This is a genomic window from Clostridium sp. K04 (assembly GCF_019734375.1).
GTDB classification, from domain to species: domain Bacteria; phylum Bacillota; class Clostridia; order Clostridiales; family Clostridiaceae; genus Clostridium; species Clostridium saudiense.
In genome coordinates, this window is the sequence record NZ_JAASHD010000003.1 from 53,862 (window position 1) to 73,699 (window position 19,838).

The 19,838-nt window shown below is 27.7% G+C and carries 18 protein-coding genes; 14 read left to right on the top strand and 4 right to left on the bottom strand.

Annotation, left to right across the window (positions count from 1 at the left end; genetic code table 11):
* Positions 1 to 45: 45 nt before the first annotated feature.
* The gene (locus HCG70_RS02040; RefSeq protein WP_195955491.1) at positions 46 to 1,356 is read right to left on the bottom strand and encodes a D-alanyl-D-alanine carboxypeptidase; all 1,311 of its coding nucleotides are present in this window, start codon (positions 1,354 to 1,356) and stop codon (positions 46 to 48) included.
* 140 nt (positions 1,357 to 1,496) lie between these two features.
* On the opposite strand from HCG70_RS02040, the gene HCG70_RS02045 reads away from it, so the two are divergent.
* The 4 genes from HCG70_RS02045 to rlmD all read left to right on the top strand — a co-directional run bounded on the left by HCG70_RS02045 (position 1,497) and on the right by rlmD (position 4,984).
* A complete protein-coding gene (locus tag HCG70_RS02045; protein ID WP_052330705.1) occupies positions 1,497 to 2,207 on the top strand; it encodes a helix-hairpin-helix domain-containing protein in 711 nt (236 codons plus the stop codon).
* A gap of 125 nt (positions 2,208 to 2,332) precedes the next feature.
* On the top strand, positions 2,333 to 3,004 hold the full coding sequence (locus tag HCG70_RS02050; protein WP_221697436.1) for a hypothetical protein: 672 nt from the start codon (positions 2,333 to 2,335) through the stop codon (positions 3,002 to 3,004).
* Positions 3,005 to 3,047: 43 nt separating this feature from the next.
* Complete coding sequence (locus tag HCG70_RS02055) at positions 3,048 to 3,455, top strand: hypothetical protein (RefSeq protein WP_042399743.1); 408 nt, start codon at positions 3,048 to 3,050, stop codon at positions 3,453 to 3,455.
* Positions 3,456 to 3,616: 161 nt separating this feature from the next.
* Positions 3,617 to 4,984, top strand: coding sequence for a 23S rRNA (uracil(1939)-C(5))-methyltransferase RlmD (gene rlmD / locus HCG70_RS02060; protein ID WP_042399741.1), 1,368 nt, complete (start codon positions 3,617 to 3,619; stop codon positions 4,982 to 4,984).
* A 148-nt stretch (positions 4,985 to 5,132) separates the two neighbouring features.
* Here rlmD and HCG70_RS02065 read toward each other — a convergent pair whose 3' ends face one another.
* On the bottom strand, positions 5,133 to 7,910 hold the full coding sequence (locus HCG70_RS02065; protein WP_221697437.1) for an ABC transporter ATP-binding protein/permease: 2,778 nt from the start codon (positions 7,908 to 7,910) through the stop codon (positions 5,133 to 5,135).
* 349 nt (positions 7,911 to 8,259) lie between these two features.
* On the opposite strand from HCG70_RS02065, the gene HCG70_RS02070 reads away from it, so the two are divergent.
* Positions 8,260 to 9,021, top strand: a complete 762-nt coding sequence (locus HCG70_RS02070; protein ID WP_042399735.1) for a YwaF family protein — start codon at positions 8,260 to 8,262, stop codon at positions 9,019 to 9,021.
* A 124-nt stretch (positions 9,022 to 9,145) separates the two neighbouring features.
* On the opposite strand, the gene HCG70_RS17750 is transcribed toward HCG70_RS02070, so the two are convergent.
* Positions 9,146 to 9,829: a lysoplasmalogenase gene (locus HCG70_RS17750; RefSeq protein WP_082423953.1), complete on the bottom strand. Its 684-nt coding sequence runs from the start codon at positions 9,827 to 9,829 to the stop codon at positions 9,146 to 9,148.
* Between the two features lie 420 nt (positions 9,830 to 10,249).
* Between HCG70_RS17750 and HCG70_RS02080 the strand changes: the two genes are divergently transcribed.
* Entirely contained in the window at positions 10,250 to 10,651 is a 402-nt protein-coding gene (locus HCG70_RS02080; protein WP_042399732.1) for a pyridoxamine 5'-phosphate oxidase family protein, read from the top strand.
* 50 nt (positions 10,652 to 10,701) lie between these two features.
* On the opposite strand, the gene HCG70_RS02085 is transcribed toward HCG70_RS02080, so the two are convergent.
* Positions 10,702 to 11,028: a helix-turn-helix domain-containing protein gene (locus tag HCG70_RS02085; RefSeq protein WP_042399729.1), complete on the bottom strand. Its 327-nt coding sequence runs from the start codon at positions 11,026 to 11,028 to the stop codon at positions 10,702 to 10,704.
* Between the two features lie 350 nt (positions 11,029 to 11,378).
* On the opposite strand from HCG70_RS02085, the gene HCG70_RS02090 reads away from it, so the two are divergent.
* From HCG70_RS02090 to speC, 8 genes are all read left to right on the top strand, one after another.
* A complete protein-coding gene (locus HCG70_RS02090) occupies positions 11,379 to 12,056 on the top strand; it encodes a flagellar brake protein (RefSeq protein ID WP_042399726.1) in 678 nt (225 codons plus the stop codon).
* A 239-nt stretch (positions 12,057 to 12,295) separates the two neighbouring features.
* Positions 12,296 to 12,697 carry a MerR family transcriptional regulator gene (locus HCG70_RS02095; protein ID WP_221697438.1) on the top strand — a complete coding sequence of 134 codons (402 nt, stop codon included), beginning with the start codon at positions 12,296 to 12,298 and terminating at the stop codon, positions 12,695 to 12,697.
* Positions 12,698 to 12,742: 45 nt separating this feature from the next.
* A complete protein-coding gene (locus HCG70_RS02100; protein ID WP_042399720.1) occupies positions 12,743 to 13,708 on the top strand; it encodes an alpha/beta hydrolase in 966 nt (321 codons plus the stop codon).
* Positions 13,701 to 15,119: a condensation domain-containing protein gene (locus HCG70_RS02105; RefSeq protein ID WP_221697439.1), complete on the top strand. Its 1,419-nt coding sequence runs from the start codon at positions 13,701 to 13,703 to the stop codon at positions 15,117 to 15,119. Before HCG70_RS02100 ends, HCG70_RS02105 begins: the two co-directional genes overlap by 8 nt.
* 14 nt (positions 15,120 to 15,133) lie before the next feature.
* Positions 15,134 to 15,379 (top strand): acyl carrier protein, encoded by a 246-nt coding sequence (locus HCG70_RS02110; RefSeq protein ID WP_052330704.1) that lies wholly within the window; start codon positions 15,134 to 15,136, stop codon positions 15,377 to 15,379.
* Complete coding sequence (locus HCG70_RS02115) at positions 15,372 to 15,929, top strand: 4'-phosphopantetheinyl transferase superfamily protein (RefSeq protein ID WP_042399717.1); 558 nt, start codon at positions 15,372 to 15,374, stop codon at positions 15,927 to 15,929. The genes HCG70_RS02110 and HCG70_RS02115 overlap by 8 nt, the downstream gene beginning before the upstream one ends.
* On the top strand, positions 15,916 to 17,442 hold the full coding sequence (locus tag HCG70_RS02120; RefSeq protein ID WP_042399714.1) for an AMP-binding protein: 1,527 nt from the start codon (positions 15,916 to 15,918) through the stop codon (positions 17,440 to 17,442). The genes HCG70_RS02115 and HCG70_RS02120 overlap by 14 nt, the downstream gene beginning before the upstream one ends.
* A 233-nt stretch (positions 17,443 to 17,675) precedes the next feature.
* The gene (gene speC / locus HCG70_RS02125) at positions 17,676 to 19,826 is read left to right on the top strand and encodes an ornithine decarboxylase (protein WP_042399711.1); all 2,151 of its coding nucleotides are present in this window, start codon (positions 17,676 to 17,678) and stop codon (positions 19,824 to 19,826) included.
* The last annotated feature ends 12 nt before the right edge of the window (positions 19,827 to 19,838 follow it).

A 19,838-nucleotide genomic window follows, 5' to 3' on the forward strand; every position in this document is an offset into this window, starting at 1 on the left:
TAATTATTTCAATAAAAGAGTCTGCCTTAAAGGCAAACTCTTTTATTAAAAATTATGTTTATTTCTTATATAAGAACGTCTTGCTAAAAATCTTTTTCTTCTCTTTCTTTTACGTATTGAAAGAATAATGATAATTATAATAATTATTAAAATAATACCTGTTATTACTCCAGGAATAAAATACTTATTATTAGTAATAGAATTAACAGTATTTTTAACCGCTACTTCAGCTGTATATTTTCTAGATTCACCACTATCTAATTTTATATCACATATCTTATTGCCATTAATTAAAAGTGAAGCATTAAATAGTGTTTCACCTTTTTTTATAGATGTTTTACTTAAATCTTTATTTTCATAAGTAACTGATAAGTTAATATTATCGATATTTTCTCCATTTGCAAGATTGAAGGTATAATAAACATCATCAGCAGCAAGTAATGGAATAGTAGTTGAATCATCTATTTGATAATCATCTAATTTATCACCAGTTGTTACTATTTTTTCTGTTTTAAAGTTTTCAAATCCCCAATCAAATAATTGGCCAACTCCAGTATATAGACCATCTTTATCAGTAGCATTTAAAAATGCACCTACTATTTCTTGATCATCCTTAACTGCAACTGCAGCATATGAATGATTTGCAGCTACTGTATATCCAGTTTTTCCTGTATAAGCATATTTATAAGTATATGCTGAATTTTCTTTTAATAAAGGATTATGATTTGAAGCCCACTTTTCATTTCCATTTGAATAAGGATGATTTTCGTAAAAATATGATGGTGTTTGTGAAATCCTAACAAAGTCTGGATTTTGAGAAGCATACCTCATTATTAAAGCTAAATCATGAGCCGTTGTTAAATGTCCGTCTTCTGTTAACCCACTTGGATTTTTAAAGGAGGTATTTGTTGCTCCTAATTCTTTAGCTTTTTCATTCATAAGCTTGGCAAATTCCTCAATTGAACCTGCGACATGTTCTGCAATTGCTTCTGCACAATCATTTCCTGATTCTAATAACAATCCATAAAGTAATTCTTCAATTGTATAAACTTCGCCTTGTTCTATCCCTATGGAAGAGCCATCAGCTTTGGGTGGATTTTCTCCTATAGTAACTTGATCTGTAAGATTACATTTTTCTAATGCTATTATTGCTGTCATTACTTTTGTGGTTGATGCAGGCATATATTGAACATCAGAATTTTTTTCATATAGTACTTGACCAGTTTTTGCATCCATAAGATATACTCCTTCAGAGCATATATTAGGAAAGGCAAAGGTGTTTACTGAAGTAATATTTAACAACAAAATTGCTGAGAAAAATACTAAAGCAAACGTTTTGAATAATCTTTTCTTCATTTTTCTCTCCCTATATTTCATAGTTTACTTATTTAGTTTATCAAAAAAGGTGAAATAATTCCATATATATATTTATATAATAAGTTTATATATGGAATTTGTGTTAATAATTATAATGAGATTAATAAGTAGGTGAATAAATGGATAATATGAAAGAGAAATTAAAGAATATATTTAAAGAGAAAAAAACAATAGGTTTAACAGTAGTATTAATATTACTTCTTATAGTTTCATTAATGACATATGGAAAGAATAAAAGTAATGTTTTTAAAGATGAATATATGAATAATATTTTTATTGAGGAAAATGATAATTATAATGAAGAGCAAAAAACTAATAGTAGTAAAGATGAAATATTTAAAGAAGATTCAAGTTTAATAATTAATAATACCAATATTAATCAACAAGTAGGAAATATAATTGTAGTAGAAATTAAAGGTGAGGTCATTAATCCTGATGTATATAGTTTAAATGAAGGAAGTATAATTAAAGATTTAATAGAAGCAGCTGGAGGATTAACAAATGAAGCTGATATTTCTAATATAAATAGGGCAAAGGAAATAAACAATCATGAGCTTATAGTAATTAGAAATATTAATGATTCAGTTAGTAATGAGAACATAGAAATTAATGAAATTCAAGAAATAGAAATTGATGATGGTAAAATTAATATTAATACAGCTGATTTAAATAGACTTAAAGATATTCCAGGTATAGGTGATGTAAAAGCTAATTCTATTATTATGTATAGAGAAGAGAATGGTGGATTTAAAACAATAGATGAATTGAAAAATGTTGATGGAATAGGAGAAAAAACTTTTGAAAAAATAAAAAATAATATAAAAATATAATTCTTAATGTGAATTTTAAATAAATATGTTAATAAACACATTTAAATGAAAGGGTATTAATGTTATAATTAATAGGATTTAGGAAAGCATAATATTATGCTAATAAAGATATAGGGGGAAACAACATGAAGAGAAATGTAATAGCTTTAGCATTATGTACAGTTTTAGCTATTAGTGTTGTAGGATGCTCAAGTAATAATACAGAAAATAAAAATATAGCAAGTGATAATTCAAAAATAGCAATTGAAGATACTGATATTTTGTCAGGAACATGGTCAGAAGATTATAGTAGAGACGAAGTAAAGTCATTATTTGATAAAGCATTAGCAAGTGTTGAATCAACAGCAAAAGGATATTCATTAGAATATGAGGTAACTGAAAATGAAATAAAAGAAGAAAATGGTGAGTCAACTAATGATACATATGTATATTTAGATATTCCAGAAGCAGAGAGATTAGAAAGTATGTATTTTGGATTTAAACAATATGGGTCTGATTTAGCAAGTGGAAAATTAGAAATGAAGATGGGTTATAATTTAGAGAGAAAAACTATATTAGAAGGACAAAAGTTTGAATTTGAAAACTTATCTTTAGCTGCATTTTCACAAGCTTTTACAGGGAATTATGAAAGGGATTATACTGAATTAGATAAGCAAATATATGACATAATTAAAAATGGAACTGGAGATGAAATACAAACAATTGAAAACAATCTTGATGGTTTAAAAGAAACAATAACCATAACAGATGACTTTTTGTTCTATAAATTAGAAAGTAGAGTATATAACTTTAAGTAAATAATAAGCTTTAATTATAAATATAAGTCCTATGGAGGTAGAAATGGTGAATAACAATGAAGAAAAGTTAAATAAGGGTGAAGGCCAAGTTGATGATAAAGATATAACTTTATCAGGTGAAGAATTAGAAGAGGCTGAAGTTTATTTAGCTGAAGAAGAAGTAGCAGAAGCTAAAGAATTTATTAGAGACGAAGAAATTAAAAGTGATGGCAAGTTATTACACTATACTAAAGTTATATTAAGTGGAGTATTAGATCAAATATTTGTAATGCTATTAGCAATGCTTATTTTTGGAATATTTGGTTTAGTAATAAGATTATTTGGGTATAAAATTGCTATGAGAGAAGAAGTATTTTTAATTACGTATATTATAAGTAATATATTCTATTACCCAGTAATGCAAGAGTTTTTACACGGAAAAACTTTAGGAAAGAAATTTATCTTCAGATAATATGTGATACACCTCTATATAATTATAGAGGTGTTTTTCTTTTAGTTTTAAGGTATAATATTAAAAGCTAGAGTTAAGATATAATATTATATTTAAATATTATTGAATAACTTAATAGGAAGTTTAAAAAGATAATTAAAATATAAAGATTGGAGTACAAGATGAAAAGAGGAAGTCAGTTAACATTAAAGATAAATAGCTTAGAATTCCCATCAACAGGAATATCAGAGTGTGAAGGAAAGAAGATTTATGTAAAAGGAGCTTTTCCAGGCCAAACAGTAAAAGCAACAGTTAAGAAAAAGAGAGATGAATATGCTGAAGCAAAGCTTGTAGAGGTTATTGAAAGAGCTGAATATGAAATACCAGCACCATGTCCTCACTTTGGAGTATGTGGAGGATGTAGCTCACAAAATTTAACTTATGAAAAGCAATTAGAGTTTTTAAGTGATGAAATATGCGAACTTTTTGAGGCTAGAGATTTACCAATGGGAATGTATCTTGGAGTAAAAGGTAGCGAAAATTGCTGGGAATATAGAAATAAGATGGAATTCACTTTTGGTGATTTAGAAAAAGGCGGAGAGCTTACTTTAGGAATGCATATGAAAGGTAAGTCTTTTGGTGTATTAACTGTTGATAGCTGTATGATAGTTGATGAAGATTTTAGAACTGTTCTTAAAACAACTGTAGATTACTTTAGAAAAACTGGATTACCTTATTATAGAGTAATGAAAAGAGAAGGTTACTTAAGACATTTAGTTATTAGAAAAGCCACTAATACTGGTGAACTTATGGTTAACTTAGTAACTACAACTCAAGTTGATTTTGATTTAACTGAATATACTGAATTACTTAAATCTCAAAATTATAAAGGGGAATTAGTATCTGTTTTACATACTGAAAATAACTCTTTATCAGATGCAGTTATACCTGAAAAGGTAAATGTGTTATTTGGAAGAGATTACATAGTTGAAACTTTACTTGGTCTTAAGTTTAAGATATCTCCATTCTCATTCTTCCAAACTAATTCTAAGGGAGCTGAATCTCTTTATAGTTTAGTTAGAGATTTTATGGGAGATGGTGAAAATAAAGTTGTATTTGACCTTTATTGTGGAACTGGTACTATTGGTCAAATAGCAGCACCTAATGCTAAGAAGGTTGTTGGACTTGAGCTTATTGAAGAGGCTGTTGAAGCTGCAAGAGAAAATGCTAAGCTTAATGGATTAAATAATTGTACATTTATAGCAGGTGATGTTGCTGAAACTATTAAGAAAGTTAAGGATAAACCAGATATAATTATCCTAGATCCACCAAGAAGCGGTGTTTCTCCAAAGGCACTTGATTATGTAATTAGATTTAATGCACCTGAAATTATATATGTTTCTTGTAACCCTAAGACTATGGTTGAAAACTTAGATGTATTATTAGCTCATGGATATACTGTTGATAAGAGTACAGTTAAGGATATGTTCCCAAATACACCTCACGCTGAGACAGTTGTTAGGCTTACGAAGAGCGGAGCGATGAAGTAAGACTTCTATTACTGTCCATGCAAAGGATGTTCAAGAGACTATAGTCGAGTGGAAGCAACCTACTGCTTGAGACTGTAGTTAGATTAATTAAGAAATAGTTATCAAGAAAAAAGGCCTTATTATTAAGGCCTTTTTGTGTTTAAGTAGATTATTCAGTTCTAAGAGCTGTAACAGGATCCTTTTTAGCAGCCTTTTTAGCTGGAACAAATCCACCTATAATAGTAAGAATCATGCTAAGTATAATTAATCCTATTGCACTTGATAGTGGCAATGAGGCATTAATAGTATCTAAATTTAATACAGAGTGAATAATAGAATTAATAGGAATTAATAATAATGCAGAAATTCCTACACCTAGTAAGCCTGAACAAAGTCCAATAATAAATGTCTCGGCATTAAATACTTGAGAAATATTATGTTTTGATGCTCCAATAGCACGTAAAATACCAATTTCTTTAGTACGTTCCATAACAGAGATAAATGTAATAATTCCAATCATAATTGATGAAACAATAAGAGAAACAGCAACGAATGCAATTAATACATATGAAATAACATCAATTATAGTAGTTATAGAAGATAATAATATTCCAATATAATCAGTATAACTAATTTGATCTTCTTCATTTGCAGTTGAATTATAGTCTTCGATACAATCAGAAATAGCTTCTTTATTTTCAAAGCTATCTGTATAAATACTAATAGATGATGGTGCATCTAAGCTTACTACACCAAAAGTAGTCATGTTATCATCATAACTTCCAGTAGAAATATATGCATCGTAAATTTTAAGTAGTGTATCATCATCAGGTGACTTTAAGTATTCATCTAACATTGCTGCAAGTTGCTCTTCGCTCATAGTTGATATATCTGGTGTTCCGGCTTGCATTGATGTTGATATTCCTTCATCTTCAACATTACAAGTAGATTGCATAGAGTACATCATAGTTTTAAATAAATTTGCTTTATCAGAAACACCAAGTCCTTCTAAGTATTTCTTTGCATCAGCTATTTTTTCGTCATCACTAGAAGGAGAAAATTCCATTCCATTTAACACATTAATAGTTGAGCTTTCTTTTTGAGCCTTAACTACTTCACTATTATCTGTATATTCAATAATATAATCAGTAAGAGCTTTTGTATATCCAATGGCACTAGTAATAGATGCATTTTTAGCATCTTCTTTTGGACGAACTACACCTGTTATTTTTAATTTTATAGCATTGTCCAATAATTTTTCCATTTCATTTACATTATCTTTTATTGATGTAAAAGTACCATTACCATTTGAAATATAAGTATCACAGTCAGGAATCATATAGAATTCTTGATTACATATATCTTCGTATTTCCAACTTTTGCTTTCAAGTTTTATTTCCTCACCATTTTCGATTTTAGTCATTAATTCTTTATATTCAGCACTTGGTAAAATACCTAATTGATAAAGTGTAGTAGCAGAAATTTCATTGTTTTGATCTAGGGTAAGTATAACTTCGTCATAAGCAGTAGGCCAATCACCGTATAATAAGTCATAGCTATCCTTAATAGCGTCACTTACTGATGCACCGTCTTTACCAGGAAGCAATTCTTTAAAGTTATTTGAACTAGATGAAAATCCACTTATTTTAGATATAGGCATTGATGACATAGCAGATATTCCTGTCATTGTAGTTGAAGAAGAATTTTTATCTGTAAGTGTACTTCCATCTGTATTTACAAAAGTTCCTTCTGAATCCTTTGTGTATACACCAAATTTAGTATCATAAGAATATATAATACCATTTTCACCTACATATTGGTTTATTTCACTATCAGGATTATCCAAATACTTTTTAAATTCAGTTAAGTTATTTTCAGTAAAGCTACTTGTCATAGTAGAAGCCATTTCAATACCAGAACCATTTGAATAAATTGCATTTAAATCATGATTGACGTCACTAGGTTTTCCAGGGGTAGGTCCTCCTGAAGACATTATACTGCTAATATCGATTGTTTCAGCTTCAATAGATATAGGATATGATGTCATAGTATCCTTTTGAATATTATCAATATAGGTATTTACACCATTGCTCAGTGATAATATTAAAGCAATTCCAATAATACCTATAGAACCTGCAAAGGCTGTTAAAAGTGTTCTTCCCTTTTTAGTCTTTAAGTTATTAAAGCTTAAAGATAAGGCAGTTAACAATGACATTGACGCTTTTCCCATATTTTCATGTTTTGGTGGAGCCATATTCTTAATATCTATCTCATATGGATTAGAGTCGCTTATGATATGTCCATCTTTTACCTTAACAATACGATTAGCATATTCTTCTGCTAATTCTGGGTTATGGGTTACCATAACAACTAGTCTATCTTTAGCAACCTCTTTTAATAAATCCATAACTTGAATACTAGTTTCACTATCAAGTGCCCCTGTTGGTTCATCGGCTAGTAATATTTCTGGATCATTTACTAATGCTCTTGCAATAGCAACACGTTGCATTTGACCTCCAGACATTTGATTAGGTTTTTTATGAAGTTGTTTTCCAAGTCCTACTTTTTCTAGAGCTTCTATTGCACGTTTTTTTCTTTCGGCTTTAGATATGCCAGAGATAGTTAAAGCTAATTCAACATTTGAAAGCACAGTTTGATGAGGAATCAAGTTATAGCTTTGGAATACAAAACCAATAGTATGATTTCTATAAGAATCCCAATCCCTATCTTTATATTTTTTTGTTGAAATGCCATTAATAATTAAATCACCACTATCATAACGGTCAAGGCCCCCAATAATATTTAATAATGTGGTTTTTCCAGAGCCACTAGGACCTAAGATAGCTACGAACTCACTATCTCTAAGATTTAAAGATACTTCATTAAGTGCAGTTTGTACTAAATCGCCAGTAATATACTTTTTACTTATTTTCTGAATTTGAAGCATTTTTTTGTTCACTCCTTACTATAGATTTGAAATAATAATACTTGCTTTGGCAATATTATGTATTTTACACTACTTTTATAAATTGAAAGTAAACTAATTAGTGGTAGATTAAAAAATATTATTTATTTTAAAATAGAAATAAAAAAGAAGTGGCTGTATCAGATTGAATTGATAAATTCAGTATGATATAGCCACTTTTAATAGTTATTTTTAAATTCTAATTTTTAATTTATTATACCCACTATTATTTGTCTGCATAAAATAATAGTGGTGAGTTTTTGTATTTTTTATGATTTAAACAAGTTAAGAGTTTAATTTTAAAGTAAATATGAAAGTGAGTGTCTGTATAATGGATATATTTAATCAATTTTGGGTACCAAGAAAAATATATAAGCCTTGCGGAATGTTTACAGAAGGACACATGATATTATTATTAATTAGTGTATGTGTACTTACTTTTTTATTGATTATTTCAATAAAAATAACGGTAGAAAAAATTGATATATTGACAAAAGTATTTGCAGTTAGTTTAACTTTCTTAGAAGGAATAAAGATATTTTTTAATTTTTATTGGGGATATACAAAGGTTAATTATTGGTTCCCAATATCATTTTGTTCAATATTTATATATGCTTTATGGATGAGTGGATTTACTAATGGGTATTTAAAGAAATTAGGAGATTCTTTTATTACAGGAGTAACAGTGGTTGCTGGAGGTGCATATTTATTATTTCCATCTACTTCGTTAACTGCATATCCAATAGGCCATTATTTATGTATTTATAGTATGTTGTTTCATACATTAATGATTTATATGGGAGTATTATATTTAAGAAAAAAACAAATAAATCTAAATTGGAAGACATTTAAAAAGTTTATTGTGATTTATTTATTTTTTTCTGTAATTTCTATTTTTATTAATAATATAACTGGAAGTAATTTAATGATGTTATCTTCACCAGCTAATATTCCAGTAAAATTACTTCATACTTTATATGGAGTTAATAGATGGGCATATACAGGAGTAGTATTTTTAGTATATTTATTTGTACCATATTGGTTAACTTCGTTTGTAGTAAAGCAATTAAGTATAAGAAAGAAAACAAGTTAATAATAGTTTGAAAAGGGGAAATATGGAATTTTACTAGGAATAAACATAGAGTTAAGAAGTAATTAAAAAATTACTTCCTAACTCTATGTTTATATGTGTATTATTTATGAGATAAAAGGTTGAGCTATATATATAAAATGCTTAGAGCAATTAGAAATTGTCCAACATAATAACAGAGTAGATTTAGTCTACTAATTGACTTTGGACAATTTTTATAAAACATTACAAATGATAATAAATAATCGGAAGCTATAAATAGAATTGTACCAACAATGATAAGGGATAAGGCTAATGTATTTGTAGAAGTAAGAGAAATTAAAGAAATAGACTTACAGACCATAAAGCTAATTAAAAAGCCATAAACTGTGCATGGAATAATTAAGTTGCGAAAATCTATTTTTTTATTGTATTTAAGAGATGCAATGATAATAAAAGTTAAAAAAATAGCAAAAATAATATCTCTGATATGAAATGTAGATAAATTAATAAAGCAAATTGAGTAAAAAATATGAGTAACAGAAAAGCTAATTATACCCAACATAAATAAAATATAATTAAATTTAGGTTCAGATTTTTTTATTCCAAGAAAAATATCTCCTAGGAAAGAAAAGAGTAATCCTATAAAAATAAGATAGAAGTAAGTTAAATTAACTGGATTATTTAAATAAGCTGTAATTGAAATAAGCAAAAAGCATAGGCTACAGAATATTTTTGAGATTAATCTAAAATTGGTGCTTTTTAAAAATGTTGAATAAATTAATATTCCAAGACAGAGAAATCCCAAAAGAATAGAAATATAGGTGATCATGGAAGGCCCTCCAGTGAAATAATTCTTATAGAATATATTATTTAGTAAAAAAGGGTTTTGATACAGGTAATTTAGTCAGAGATTAGATAGTTTTATCTAATCTTTTTTTATAAGAAAAAAGTAAATAAAGTGATGGAATATACTATATATACTTTAAATATTAAGGTAAAGGTTATAGAGATTTTAAGAAATTATAATTGAAATCTGTGTATGGACCAGATAATAATATAATTTTATAGTTGATAGAAGAAACTAGATTACTTCTAGGAAACTATATTACTGAAAGGTACTTATGCCACTTTAAAGTGCGTTCTTCTCACTGCTTGGAATAATAGATATAATACAAATATAGGAAGTGGCCACCAATAATAAAATTTCTAAATTATTAATAGTATTTTCAGTGATTAAGGAGATAAAGATATGAGAGAAGTAGTTGAATTTTTACAAGAAAACCCGGTACAATACTTAGCAACAATAGGAAGAGACGGAAAAGCAAAGTGCCGTCCATTTATGTTTTGTTTTGAAAAAGATAATAAATTATGGTTCTGCACAAATAATCAAAAGGATGTATATAAGGATATACAAGTTAATCCTAAAATTGAAATTTCGGTTTCAAGTCCTAGTTATGCTTGGATAAGATTAAATGGGGAAGCGGTATTTGAAGATAATAAGGAAGTTAAAGAAGGATGTATGTCTAATCCAATTGTCAAAGGACAATATAATAGTGCTGATAATCCAATATTCGAAGTATTTTATTTAAAAGATGCACATGCTGTTATTGCTGATTTTTCAGGAAATCCACCAAAGGAATATAACCTTTAATTAATAAAAAAACAAAGTGATGCTTTTATAAGTGTCACTTTGTTTTTTTATTATATATTTTTAGATTTATAGTTCTCACCCCAGGTATACATAGCATCTAGAATTGGCTTTAAACTATAGCCTGTTTCGGTAAGAGTATATTCAACTTTAGGAGGTATCTCAGGATAAACTTTACGCACTAAAAGACCATTAGCCTCCATATTTCTAAGGTGACTAGTAAGTACTTTTTGAGTAATTCCAGTTACTGATCTCATTAGTTCATTGAATCTTTTAGTTCCAGTTAATAAATCTCTAATAATTACAACAGTCCATTTATCACTTATAAGGGATAATGTAGTTTCTACTGGACAAGCTGGTAATGGTTTTTCGTTTGACATAATAAAGCCTCCTAAAAGTATATAAAAGGATGTATAGATATTTATATACCATAATTTATTAATTTAATTTTATAATATATTAAGTATGGATTCAATAATCCACAAGAAATAATAAAATAACATAATGAGTATTGCATTTTTAGGACTTTAATATTCACAATTTTGCTAATTGATATATTAATAAGCTATTAACATTTATTTCCTTGAATTTGAATGTACTACTACATAGATATATTATAAATAAATTATTTGATTGTATATTTAATGATAATATATAATAAAAATGGAATAAATTATAATTTAAAGGTAAAATGGGTAATTATATTAGAATAAAAGAGGTAGGGGGAATTATGTTAAGCTTATTTAATAAGAATTCGATTAAAAATATTGATAAGTCGATTAAAAAATATGAACAGCAATTAAAAAATGATTTAAATTTATCATTAAGAGTAAGATATAATGGGAGGCAATACACAACATATGTTGAAAGCTTTGATGAGAGAGAAGTAATTTTTAGATGTCCAACAGATGAATATCAAATAGTTAGATTTAAAGAAGATACTATAATTAGGATAGAATTTATATCATCAGAGTCACTATATACAACAGAATTATTAATCACAAATAAAATAGTACGAGGACAAATAGTATATTATAGGGGAGAAATAAATTCACAAATACAAGAAAAACAACGAAGAAAAAGTAATAGATTACCTTTAATATTAGATTTAAAATATACTATATTACCAGCAGAAAGTGCAAAATATAGTGCTAATACTATTGATATTAGTTCAGGTGGGATGTTGATTGAGACCGATGAAAATATAAAAAGTAAGGATATACGGGTGTTATTCAAAATAGAAGGACAATCATACTCATCAAAAGCTAAGATATTAAAAAAAAGAATTAGTTATAAAAATGATACATATCTTTATAATATTAAATTTATAGGATTAAATAATAGACATATAAATCAGATTCATAAGTATGTAGCAGATAATCTTCCAGAGTCTAAAAAAGATAAATAAGAAAATAAAATTACATATTAGCATAGAAGAGAAAATAGTTAATAAAATTATTTTCTCTTTTTTATTGAAAATATTTGATAATCAAAGTAAAGGTTTAGATGACAAAAAGTATTAAAGTATTATGGATATTTCCTAGGAAATTTATCGAAAAAATCATTAATTTGATGATTAAGGAAAGAATATATTATTTGACATAGAGTACACTCTACCACTTATAATGAACTAATGGGAGGGATAAAATGGAATATTTGATTAAAGATGCATCAAAAAAACTTAATATTTCAATATATACTCTTAGATATTATGACAAAGAAGGATTAACACCATTTGTAAAAAAAGGTGAAAATGGTGTAAGAAAATATACAGAAGAAGATTTAGAATGGATAAGACTGCTTATGAATCTTAGAGATATTGATATGCCTATTTCAAATATAAAAGAATATATTCAATTATATCTACAAGGTGATAAAACTATAGATGAGCGCAGAGATTTAATGTGTAGGTATACAGAATATATAAAAAAGAAAATCGAAAATACAATAAATAATTTAGAAATGGCAATACGAAAACTAAAGCAATATGATTCTGCAGTAGCAGATATATTGGATGATAAAGATTTATTTGAGTTTAATAAAAAATAATATAAGTAAATTTTGGCCAAAATTTCACTAATTGAGAGGTGTAATTTGATAAGGAAATTATTAATTGGTGGAGTAGTATGTTTTACAGTAGGAGAAGTTGCAATAGCCTCATACTTACTAAAAAGAACTTTAGTAAGGGGAAGGGCTGATGTTGAAAGAACAAAAAAGATGTCAGGAACTAATTGGGTTAAGTATATTCCTGAAATTAAAAAGAGGAAAGATTGGCTTATTAATCAAGAACATAAAGACGTTTATGTAAAGTCAAATGATGGCTTAAAATTACATGGTATATTATTTCCTAAAAACGATTCAAAAAAAATAGTTATTTGTTTACATGGATATTCAAGTAATGCAGGAATAAGTGACCATGCTGCTATATCAAAATTTTATTTAGATATGAATTTTAATATTTTAATGATAGATGCTAGAGCTCATGGAAGAAGTGAAGGAAAGTATATTGGTTTTGGATGTTTGGATAGATATGATTTATTATGTTGGATAAGTTATATTATAGAAAGATTTGGTGATGACTGTGAAATACTATTACATGGTATTTCAATGGGAGGAGCTACGGTATTAATGGCAAGTGGACTTGAACTTCCTAACAATGTAAAGGGCATTATATCTGATTGCGCATTTACTTCAGCTTGGGAAGTATTTGTTGATGTTTTAAAGGACATGTACCATATACCACCGTATCCAATAATTAATATAGCAAATAGTATTAGTAAAAGTATTGCTGGATATGGATTAAATGAATGTAATTCAGCTGAAGAAGTAAAGAAAGCAAAGGTTCCAATACTATTTATACATGGTGATAATGATACCTTTGTTCCATGTAGTATGAGTAAAGAAATATATAAAAATTGTGCTTCGCCAAAGGCATTACTTATAGTTAAAGATGCAGGACATGCTGAATCTTACTATAAGGACACAATAAATTATGAAAAAAAAGTTAAAGATTTTATAGAAAGATACTTATCAAATAAGGAAGTGATTATTAATGATTAACGAAATGACAGAGAAAAAATTATATCCATTAACATATGCACAAAAGCTACACTTTTTTACATTGAGATATTGTCCTAAAAAGCAAGTATTGAATATAGGTACAAGCTTAACTATAAAAGAAGATATTAACTTTGATATTTTAAAGGAATCTATATATGAAGCCTATTCAAGATGTGAATCTATGAGGCTTAGGTTTGTTACTGATTCAGAAGGAAATGTATTTCAATATGTAGCAGACAAGGAAGAACGAGATATTGAATTTTTTGATTTTTCATCATGGAGAATGGAAGATGCTGAGGCTAAAATGAGAGAGTGGACAGAAACTCCATTTGATAGAGAAGATAAGCCATTAAATAGGATAGTAATGATTATTACTCCGGATAATTATAAGGGAATATATTTATTAGTAGATCATATGACTATGGATGCTCAAAGCTTAATAGTTTTTATGAAGGATATAATTGAAATTTATTGCCATAAGAGATATGAAGGTGTAGAATATCCCCAAAATATGGCTTCATATATAAATCAGCTAGAAAAAGATTTAGAATATGAGGCAGGTTCTAAATTTAAGGAAAGAGATAGAGTGTTTTTTGAAAAGTTAATTGAAATGTCAGAACCGATTTACAATGATATTAATGGAATAGAAAGATTATTAGAAGAAAGACATAAACGTGGTGATGATAGTGTAAGAAATGTTACTAATGTAAGTGATAATGTAGATGCTAATATTACAGTATTTAGTTTAGAAGCAGAGCCATCACATAGATTAATAGAGTTTTGTGAAAATAATAAAGTACCGATGGTTTGTTTATTAATTATGGGTCTTAGAACTTATCTTCAGAAATTTAACTATCAAGATGATGTTTCAATAATGAGTACAGTAGCAAGAAGAGCTACAATATCAGAAAAGAAAAGTGGTGGAACAAGAGTGCATTGTTTCCCATGTAGAACAATTGTTAATAAAGAAGAAACATTTATGGAAGGCATAGAAAAAATACGAGAAGCTCAAAACAACCTGTTTAGACATGCTAATTATAATCCTGTTGAGTACTTAAATTATAGAACAAGCTTTTATAATAATGAACCAGGTCAAACTTATGAGCCACTTAGTTTAACTTATCAGCCTTTAACTATGAAAGACGTAAAACAAAGAACTGGCCAAACTATAGATTTTAGTGGTATTGATTATAAAACCAATTGGTATTCGAATGGAGCTTGTGCACATACTCTATATTTAACAGTAATGCATAGATCAAATGATAATGGATTGAACTTTAGTTTTGAATATAAAACCGGAAGAGTTACGCCAGAAAAATTAGAGTATATGTATTATTATATATGTAAGATTTTATTTGAAGGAATTAAAAATCCTTATAAGAGTATTGGGGAAATAATTGAAAGTGTATAAGTGTGGAGGTTATTATGATATTTAATAAAGTTAAAGATATATTAAGTGATTATATAGATATGGATAGTAATGAAATTAAGTTAGAAACAAGATTAGCTGAAGATTTAGGATTAAATTCTTATGAATTTATGAGTGTTATAGGAGAAATAGAAGAGGAATTTGATGTAGAGCTAGATGAAAGAGAAATAGTTAAACTTATTTCAATAGCAGATTTACTAGATTATATAAGTAATTTTAAAGAAGAAAATGTATTTGCATAAAGTAGTTAATTTAGATAAAAATCTTTCAAAGGTACAAAAAAACAAAGAACTTCATAAAGCTGCATTTAATTTATTAGAAGAAAATTTAATAAAAGAGTTTCGTTTAAAGAAAGAGGACCTGAAGTATATGATTGGTTTAAATGGAAAGCCATGTTTAAAAAAAGGTTCTCCTTTTTTTAGTATCAGTTATTGTGATAATATTGTTGTTTGTATTATAAGTGAAAGAAATGTAGGTATCGATATTGAGGATATTAAGGAAGCTAATAAATTTATAGTAAATAAAGCATTAACACAAAAAGAAAAAATTCAATTAAGTTCTTTAAACATGGATAGAAATGAATATTTTTTTAGAATATGGACTTTGAAGGAAGCATTGTTAAAAAATATAGGTCATGGATTATCTTATGGTATTAAAAATATTGAATTTGATATTAAAGATGATATTGATTGCAACTTAAATGGATTTAGGTTTAAACAAGAAAAGGTAAGTATAAGGGATAAAGAATATATAATATCTATAGCTTGGGGGGATATTGATGAACGATATTAAAAATATGAAAGATATAATTAATTATGCAGCAAGTAATTATGGTGATAGTGTAGCATTTAAATATAAAATTAGTAAAAAAGAGATTGAAACTAGAAGTTATAGGGATTTAAAAGAGGATAGTGAAACTGTAAGTAATGCATTAAAGTCTTTAAACATGTTAGGAAAACATGTGGCAATAATAGGTTCTACATCTTATGAATGGATTATAAGTTACTTTGGGGTTGTGAATTCTGGTGGGGTGATTGTTCCCATAGATGATAAATTACCAGTAAGTGATGTGTGTGAACTTATAGAAAGGTCTGACTCAGAAGTTTTAATATATGATAATAATAGAATAGATGTAGCTAAAGCAGTTAAGGAAAAATGCCACAAAATAAAACATATAATTTCAATGACAGAAAGTCTTAATAATGAATTTGCTTTATCATTGAATGAAATAATGGAGGATAATAGGGGTCCATTTTCAATGGATATTGATAATGAAAAACTTTGTACAATATTATTTACATCAGGTACTACAGGAAAAAGTAAGGGGGTAATGCTTAATCATAGAAATCTTTCTGATAATGCAACAGTTTGTGATATGCAACTTAAACCAGGAACCGTATCAATGACAGTATTACCTATCAATCATGTTTTTTGTTTTACTATGGATATATTAAAGGGCATATATTGTGGACTTTGTATATGTATAAATGATTCTATGATAAGATTTTCTAAAAATTTAAGTTTATTTAAACCAGAAGTAATGTGCCTTGTGCCTATGGTAATAGAAGGATTGTATAACAAACTTATGGATGCTAGTGTGATGTTACCTAAAAAGCTTATTGCAGGGGCTGCTTTAGGAGGAAAACTAAAAACTATTTATAGCGGTGGTGCATATTTGAATCCAAAGTATATTGATGGCTTTAAGGCGTTTGGAATAGATGTAATACAAGGCTATGGTATGACTGAATGTTCTCCTGTAATAAGTACTAATCTACCTGGAAAAGTAAAAAAAGAATCTGTAGGGCAACTTGTAGCAAATTGTGAAGCTATAGTTGTAGATGAAGAAATATACGTAAAAGGTTCAAGTGTCATGATGGGATATTATAAAATGCCTGAAGAGACAAAAGAAACATTAGTTAATGGATATCTTAAAACAGGGGATTTAGGTTATATAGATGAAGATAATTATCTTTATATAACTGGAAGAAGAAAAAATCTTATAATTTTAGCTAATGGTGAAAATGTATCGCCAGAAGAATTAGAAAATGGACTTTTAGAGAATAGAATGCTTAAAGAAATTGTAGTTAGTGAAGAGAAAGATGTAATTAAAGCAGAGGTATTTCCAGATTATGATTATTTAGACAAAAAGAAAGTAAAAAATGTTCAAGAGGAAATTCAAAATATTGTTGATAAATATAATAGGGAATTACCAAGCTATAAAAGAATTAATAAAGTATATATAAGAAAAGATGAGTTTGAAAAGACAACGTCTCAAAAAATTAAAAGACAATATGTGAAAAAATAATAAGTAGAAGTAAGCTAGGTGATTAATCATCTAGCTATTTTTATAAAATAATGTAAATGATTATAAATATTTGACCAAAATTAAAATTATTTTTTATATATTGAGTTTATATCATTTACTTTGAAAAATGCTAACTATATAATTATGATGATAATTAATAAACTATATTATAATATATTTTACTAATTAGGTAAATTATAAATATATAAACTAAAAAGATTGGGGGAATAGGCATGAAATCATTAAAGATTGCTTGTACCGAAAGAACTAGAAATTACTTTTTTACAGATAGGGAGACCATAGAAGTTGGTACAACTGATTATACTGATGTAGCAGCTGCTGTAGTAAATGAAAGTGATATAGAAAGTATAAATGATATATATGATACAAGATTTGGAATAGAAATATTTGTATTAGCAGAAACAGATGAATTTGATAATGAAATTAAAAATAAAGTACATAAAATAATACAGATCAATGAATTGAATGAGGAAGAATTTAGTAAAGAGTTAAATAAGGTTGCAGATAAATATGAAGAAGAGATATTGCCACCATTTTTTGATGTTTTAAGTGAATATTCAAGAAGAGGAAATTTACAGTTTGCATGTCCAGGGCATCAAGGTGGTCAATATTTCATGAAGCATCCAGCTGGAAGAGCTATGTATGAATTCTTTGGCGAAAATATATTTAAATCAGATATATGTAATGCGGATGTTGACTTAGGAGATTTATTAATACATGAAGGTCCAGCTATGTCAGCTCAAACTTATGCTGCTAAAGTATATAATGCAGACAAGACTTATTTCGTAATGAATGGAACAAGTACTTCTAATTCAGTAGTAATAAATGCAATAGTTTCTCCAGGAGATTTAGTTTTATTTGATAGAAATAATCATAAGTCTATATATAATTCAGCATTAGTTTCAAATGCTGGAAAGCCAGTATATTTAGAAACTTCACGTAATCCTTTTGGATTTATAGGAGGAATAGATGCTCACTGTTTTGATGAAAAATACTTAAGAGAAGAAGCAGCTAAAGTAGATAGTGAAAAAGCTAAGGAAAAAAGACCATTTAGATTAGCTGTTATACAACTTGGAACTTATGATGGAACTATATATAATGCAAGACAAGTTGTTGATAAAATAGGGCATCTTTGCGATTATATATTATTTGATTCTGCTTGGGTTGGATATGAGCAATTTATACCAATGATGAGAGAGTGTTCACCATTATTATTAGAGTTAAAGCCTGATGATCCAGGAATATTAGTTACTCAATCTATTCATAAGCAACAAGCAGGGTTTTCACAAACATCTCAAATTCACAAAAAGGATAGTCATCTTAGAGGACAAAAACGTTATGTAGATCATAAAAGATTTAATAATGCTTATATGCTATATGCATCAACAAGTCCATTTTATCCACTATTTGCAGCATTAGATGTTAATGCAAGAATGCAAGATGGAGAGGCAGGAAAGAAACTTTGGGCAGATTGTATAAAGGTTGGAGTTGAAGCAAGAAAAGATGTATTAGAAAGATGTGAATTATTAAAACCATTTATACCTCCTGTGGTTAATGGAAAGCCATGGCAAGATTATCCTACAGAAGAAATAGCGAATAATATAGAATTCTTTAAATTCTATCCGGGAGAAAAGTGGCATTCTTTTGAAGGATATGGAGAAAATCAATATTTTGTAGACCCTAATAAGTTTATGTTAACAACTCCGGGAATAGATGTAGAAACTGGTGAGTATGAAGAGTTTGGAATTCCAGCAACAATACTTGCTAATTATTTAAGAGATCATAGAGTTGTACCTGAAAAAAATGATTTAAATTCAATATTATTTTTATTAACACCAGCAGAAAGTACTTCAAAAATGAAAGGTCTTGTGGATCATTTAGTAAGATTTGAAAATCTTATAAAAGAAGATGCTCCATTAAATGAAGTTTTACCAAAACTTTATGCTAAATATGAAGAACGTTATAAAGGATATACAATAAGAAGATTATGTCAAGAAATGCATGATTTTTATAAGAAAAATGATGCAAAAACTTATCAAAAATTATTATTTAGAAAAGATTATTTGCCAGAATATGTAATAAATCCAAATGAAGCCAGTATTGAACTAAAAAGAAATAATGCTAAGTTAGTTCCATTAAGTGATATAGTTGGAGAAATAGCATTAGAAGGAGCTCTTCCTTATCCACCAGGAGTATTTTGTGTAGTTCCAGGTGAAAGATGGAATAATGTTGCTCAAAAATATTTTTCAATTTTAGAGGAAGGAATTAATAGATTCCCAGGATTTGCGCCAGAAATTCAAGGTGTTTATCTTGAAAAAGAAGATGGAAAAATAAGAGCATATGGATATGTTTTAGATAAATAATAATTTAAATAT

Bases quoted from the DNA above. Each gene is read 5' to 3' on its own strand.
- HCG70_RS02040 (WP_195955491.1), bottom strand. From the start codon at position 1,356: ATGAAGAAAAGATTATTCAAAACGTTTGCTTTAGTATTTTTCTCAGCA.
- HCG70_RS02045 (WP_052330705.1), top strand. From the start codon at position 1,497: ATGGATAATATGAAAGAGAAATTAAAGAATATATTTAAAGAGAAAAAA.
- HCG70_RS02050 (WP_221697436.1), top strand. From the start codon at position 2,333: ATGAAGAGAAATGTAATAGCTTTAGCATTATGTACAGTTTTAGCTATT.
- HCG70_RS02055 (WP_042399743.1), top strand. From the start codon at position 3,048: ATGGTGAATAACAATGAAGAAAAGTTAAATAAGGGTGAAGGCCAAGTT.
- rlmD (WP_042399741.1), top strand. From the start codon at position 3,617: ATGAAAAGAGGAAGTCAGTTAACATTAAAGATAAATAGCTTAGAATTC.
- HCG70_RS02065 (WP_221697437.1), bottom strand. From the start codon at position 7,910: ATGCTTCAAATTCAGAAAATAAGTAAAAAGTATATTACTGGCGATTTA.
- HCG70_RS02070 (WP_042399735.1), top strand. From the start codon at position 8,260: ATGGATATATTTAATCAATTTTGGGTACCAAGAAAAATATATAAGCCT.
- HCG70_RS17750 (WP_082423953.1), bottom strand. From the start codon at position 9,829: ATGATCACCTATATTTCTATTCTTTTGGGATTTCTCTGTCTTGGAATA.
- HCG70_RS02080 (WP_042399732.1), top strand. From the start codon at position 10,250: ATGAGAGAAGTAGTTGAATTTTTACAAGAAAACCCGGTACAATACTTA.
- HCG70_RS02085 (WP_042399729.1), bottom strand. From the start codon at position 11,028: ATGTCAAACGAAAAACCATTACCAGCTTGTCCAGTAGAAACTACATTA.
- HCG70_RS02090 (WP_042399726.1), top strand. From the start codon at position 11,379: ATGTTAAGCTTATTTAATAAGAATTCGATTAAAAATATTGATAAGTCG.
- HCG70_RS02095 (WP_221697438.1), top strand. From the start codon at position 12,296: ATGGAATATTTGATTAAAGATGCATCAAAAAAACTTAATATTTCAATA.
- HCG70_RS02105 (WP_221697439.1), top strand. From the start codon at position 13,701: ATGATTAACGAAATGACAGAGAAAAAATTATATCCATTAACATATGCA.
- HCG70_RS02110 (WP_052330704.1), top strand. From the start codon at position 15,134: ATGATATTTAATAAAGTTAAAGATATATTAAGTGATTATATAGATATG.
- HCG70_RS02120 (WP_042399714.1), top strand. From the start codon at position 15,916: ATGAACGATATTAAAAATATGAAAGATATAATTAATTATGCAGCAAGT.
- speC (WP_042399711.1), top strand. From the start codon at position 17,676: ATGAAATCATTAAAGATTGCTTGTACCGAAAGAACTAGAAATTACTTT.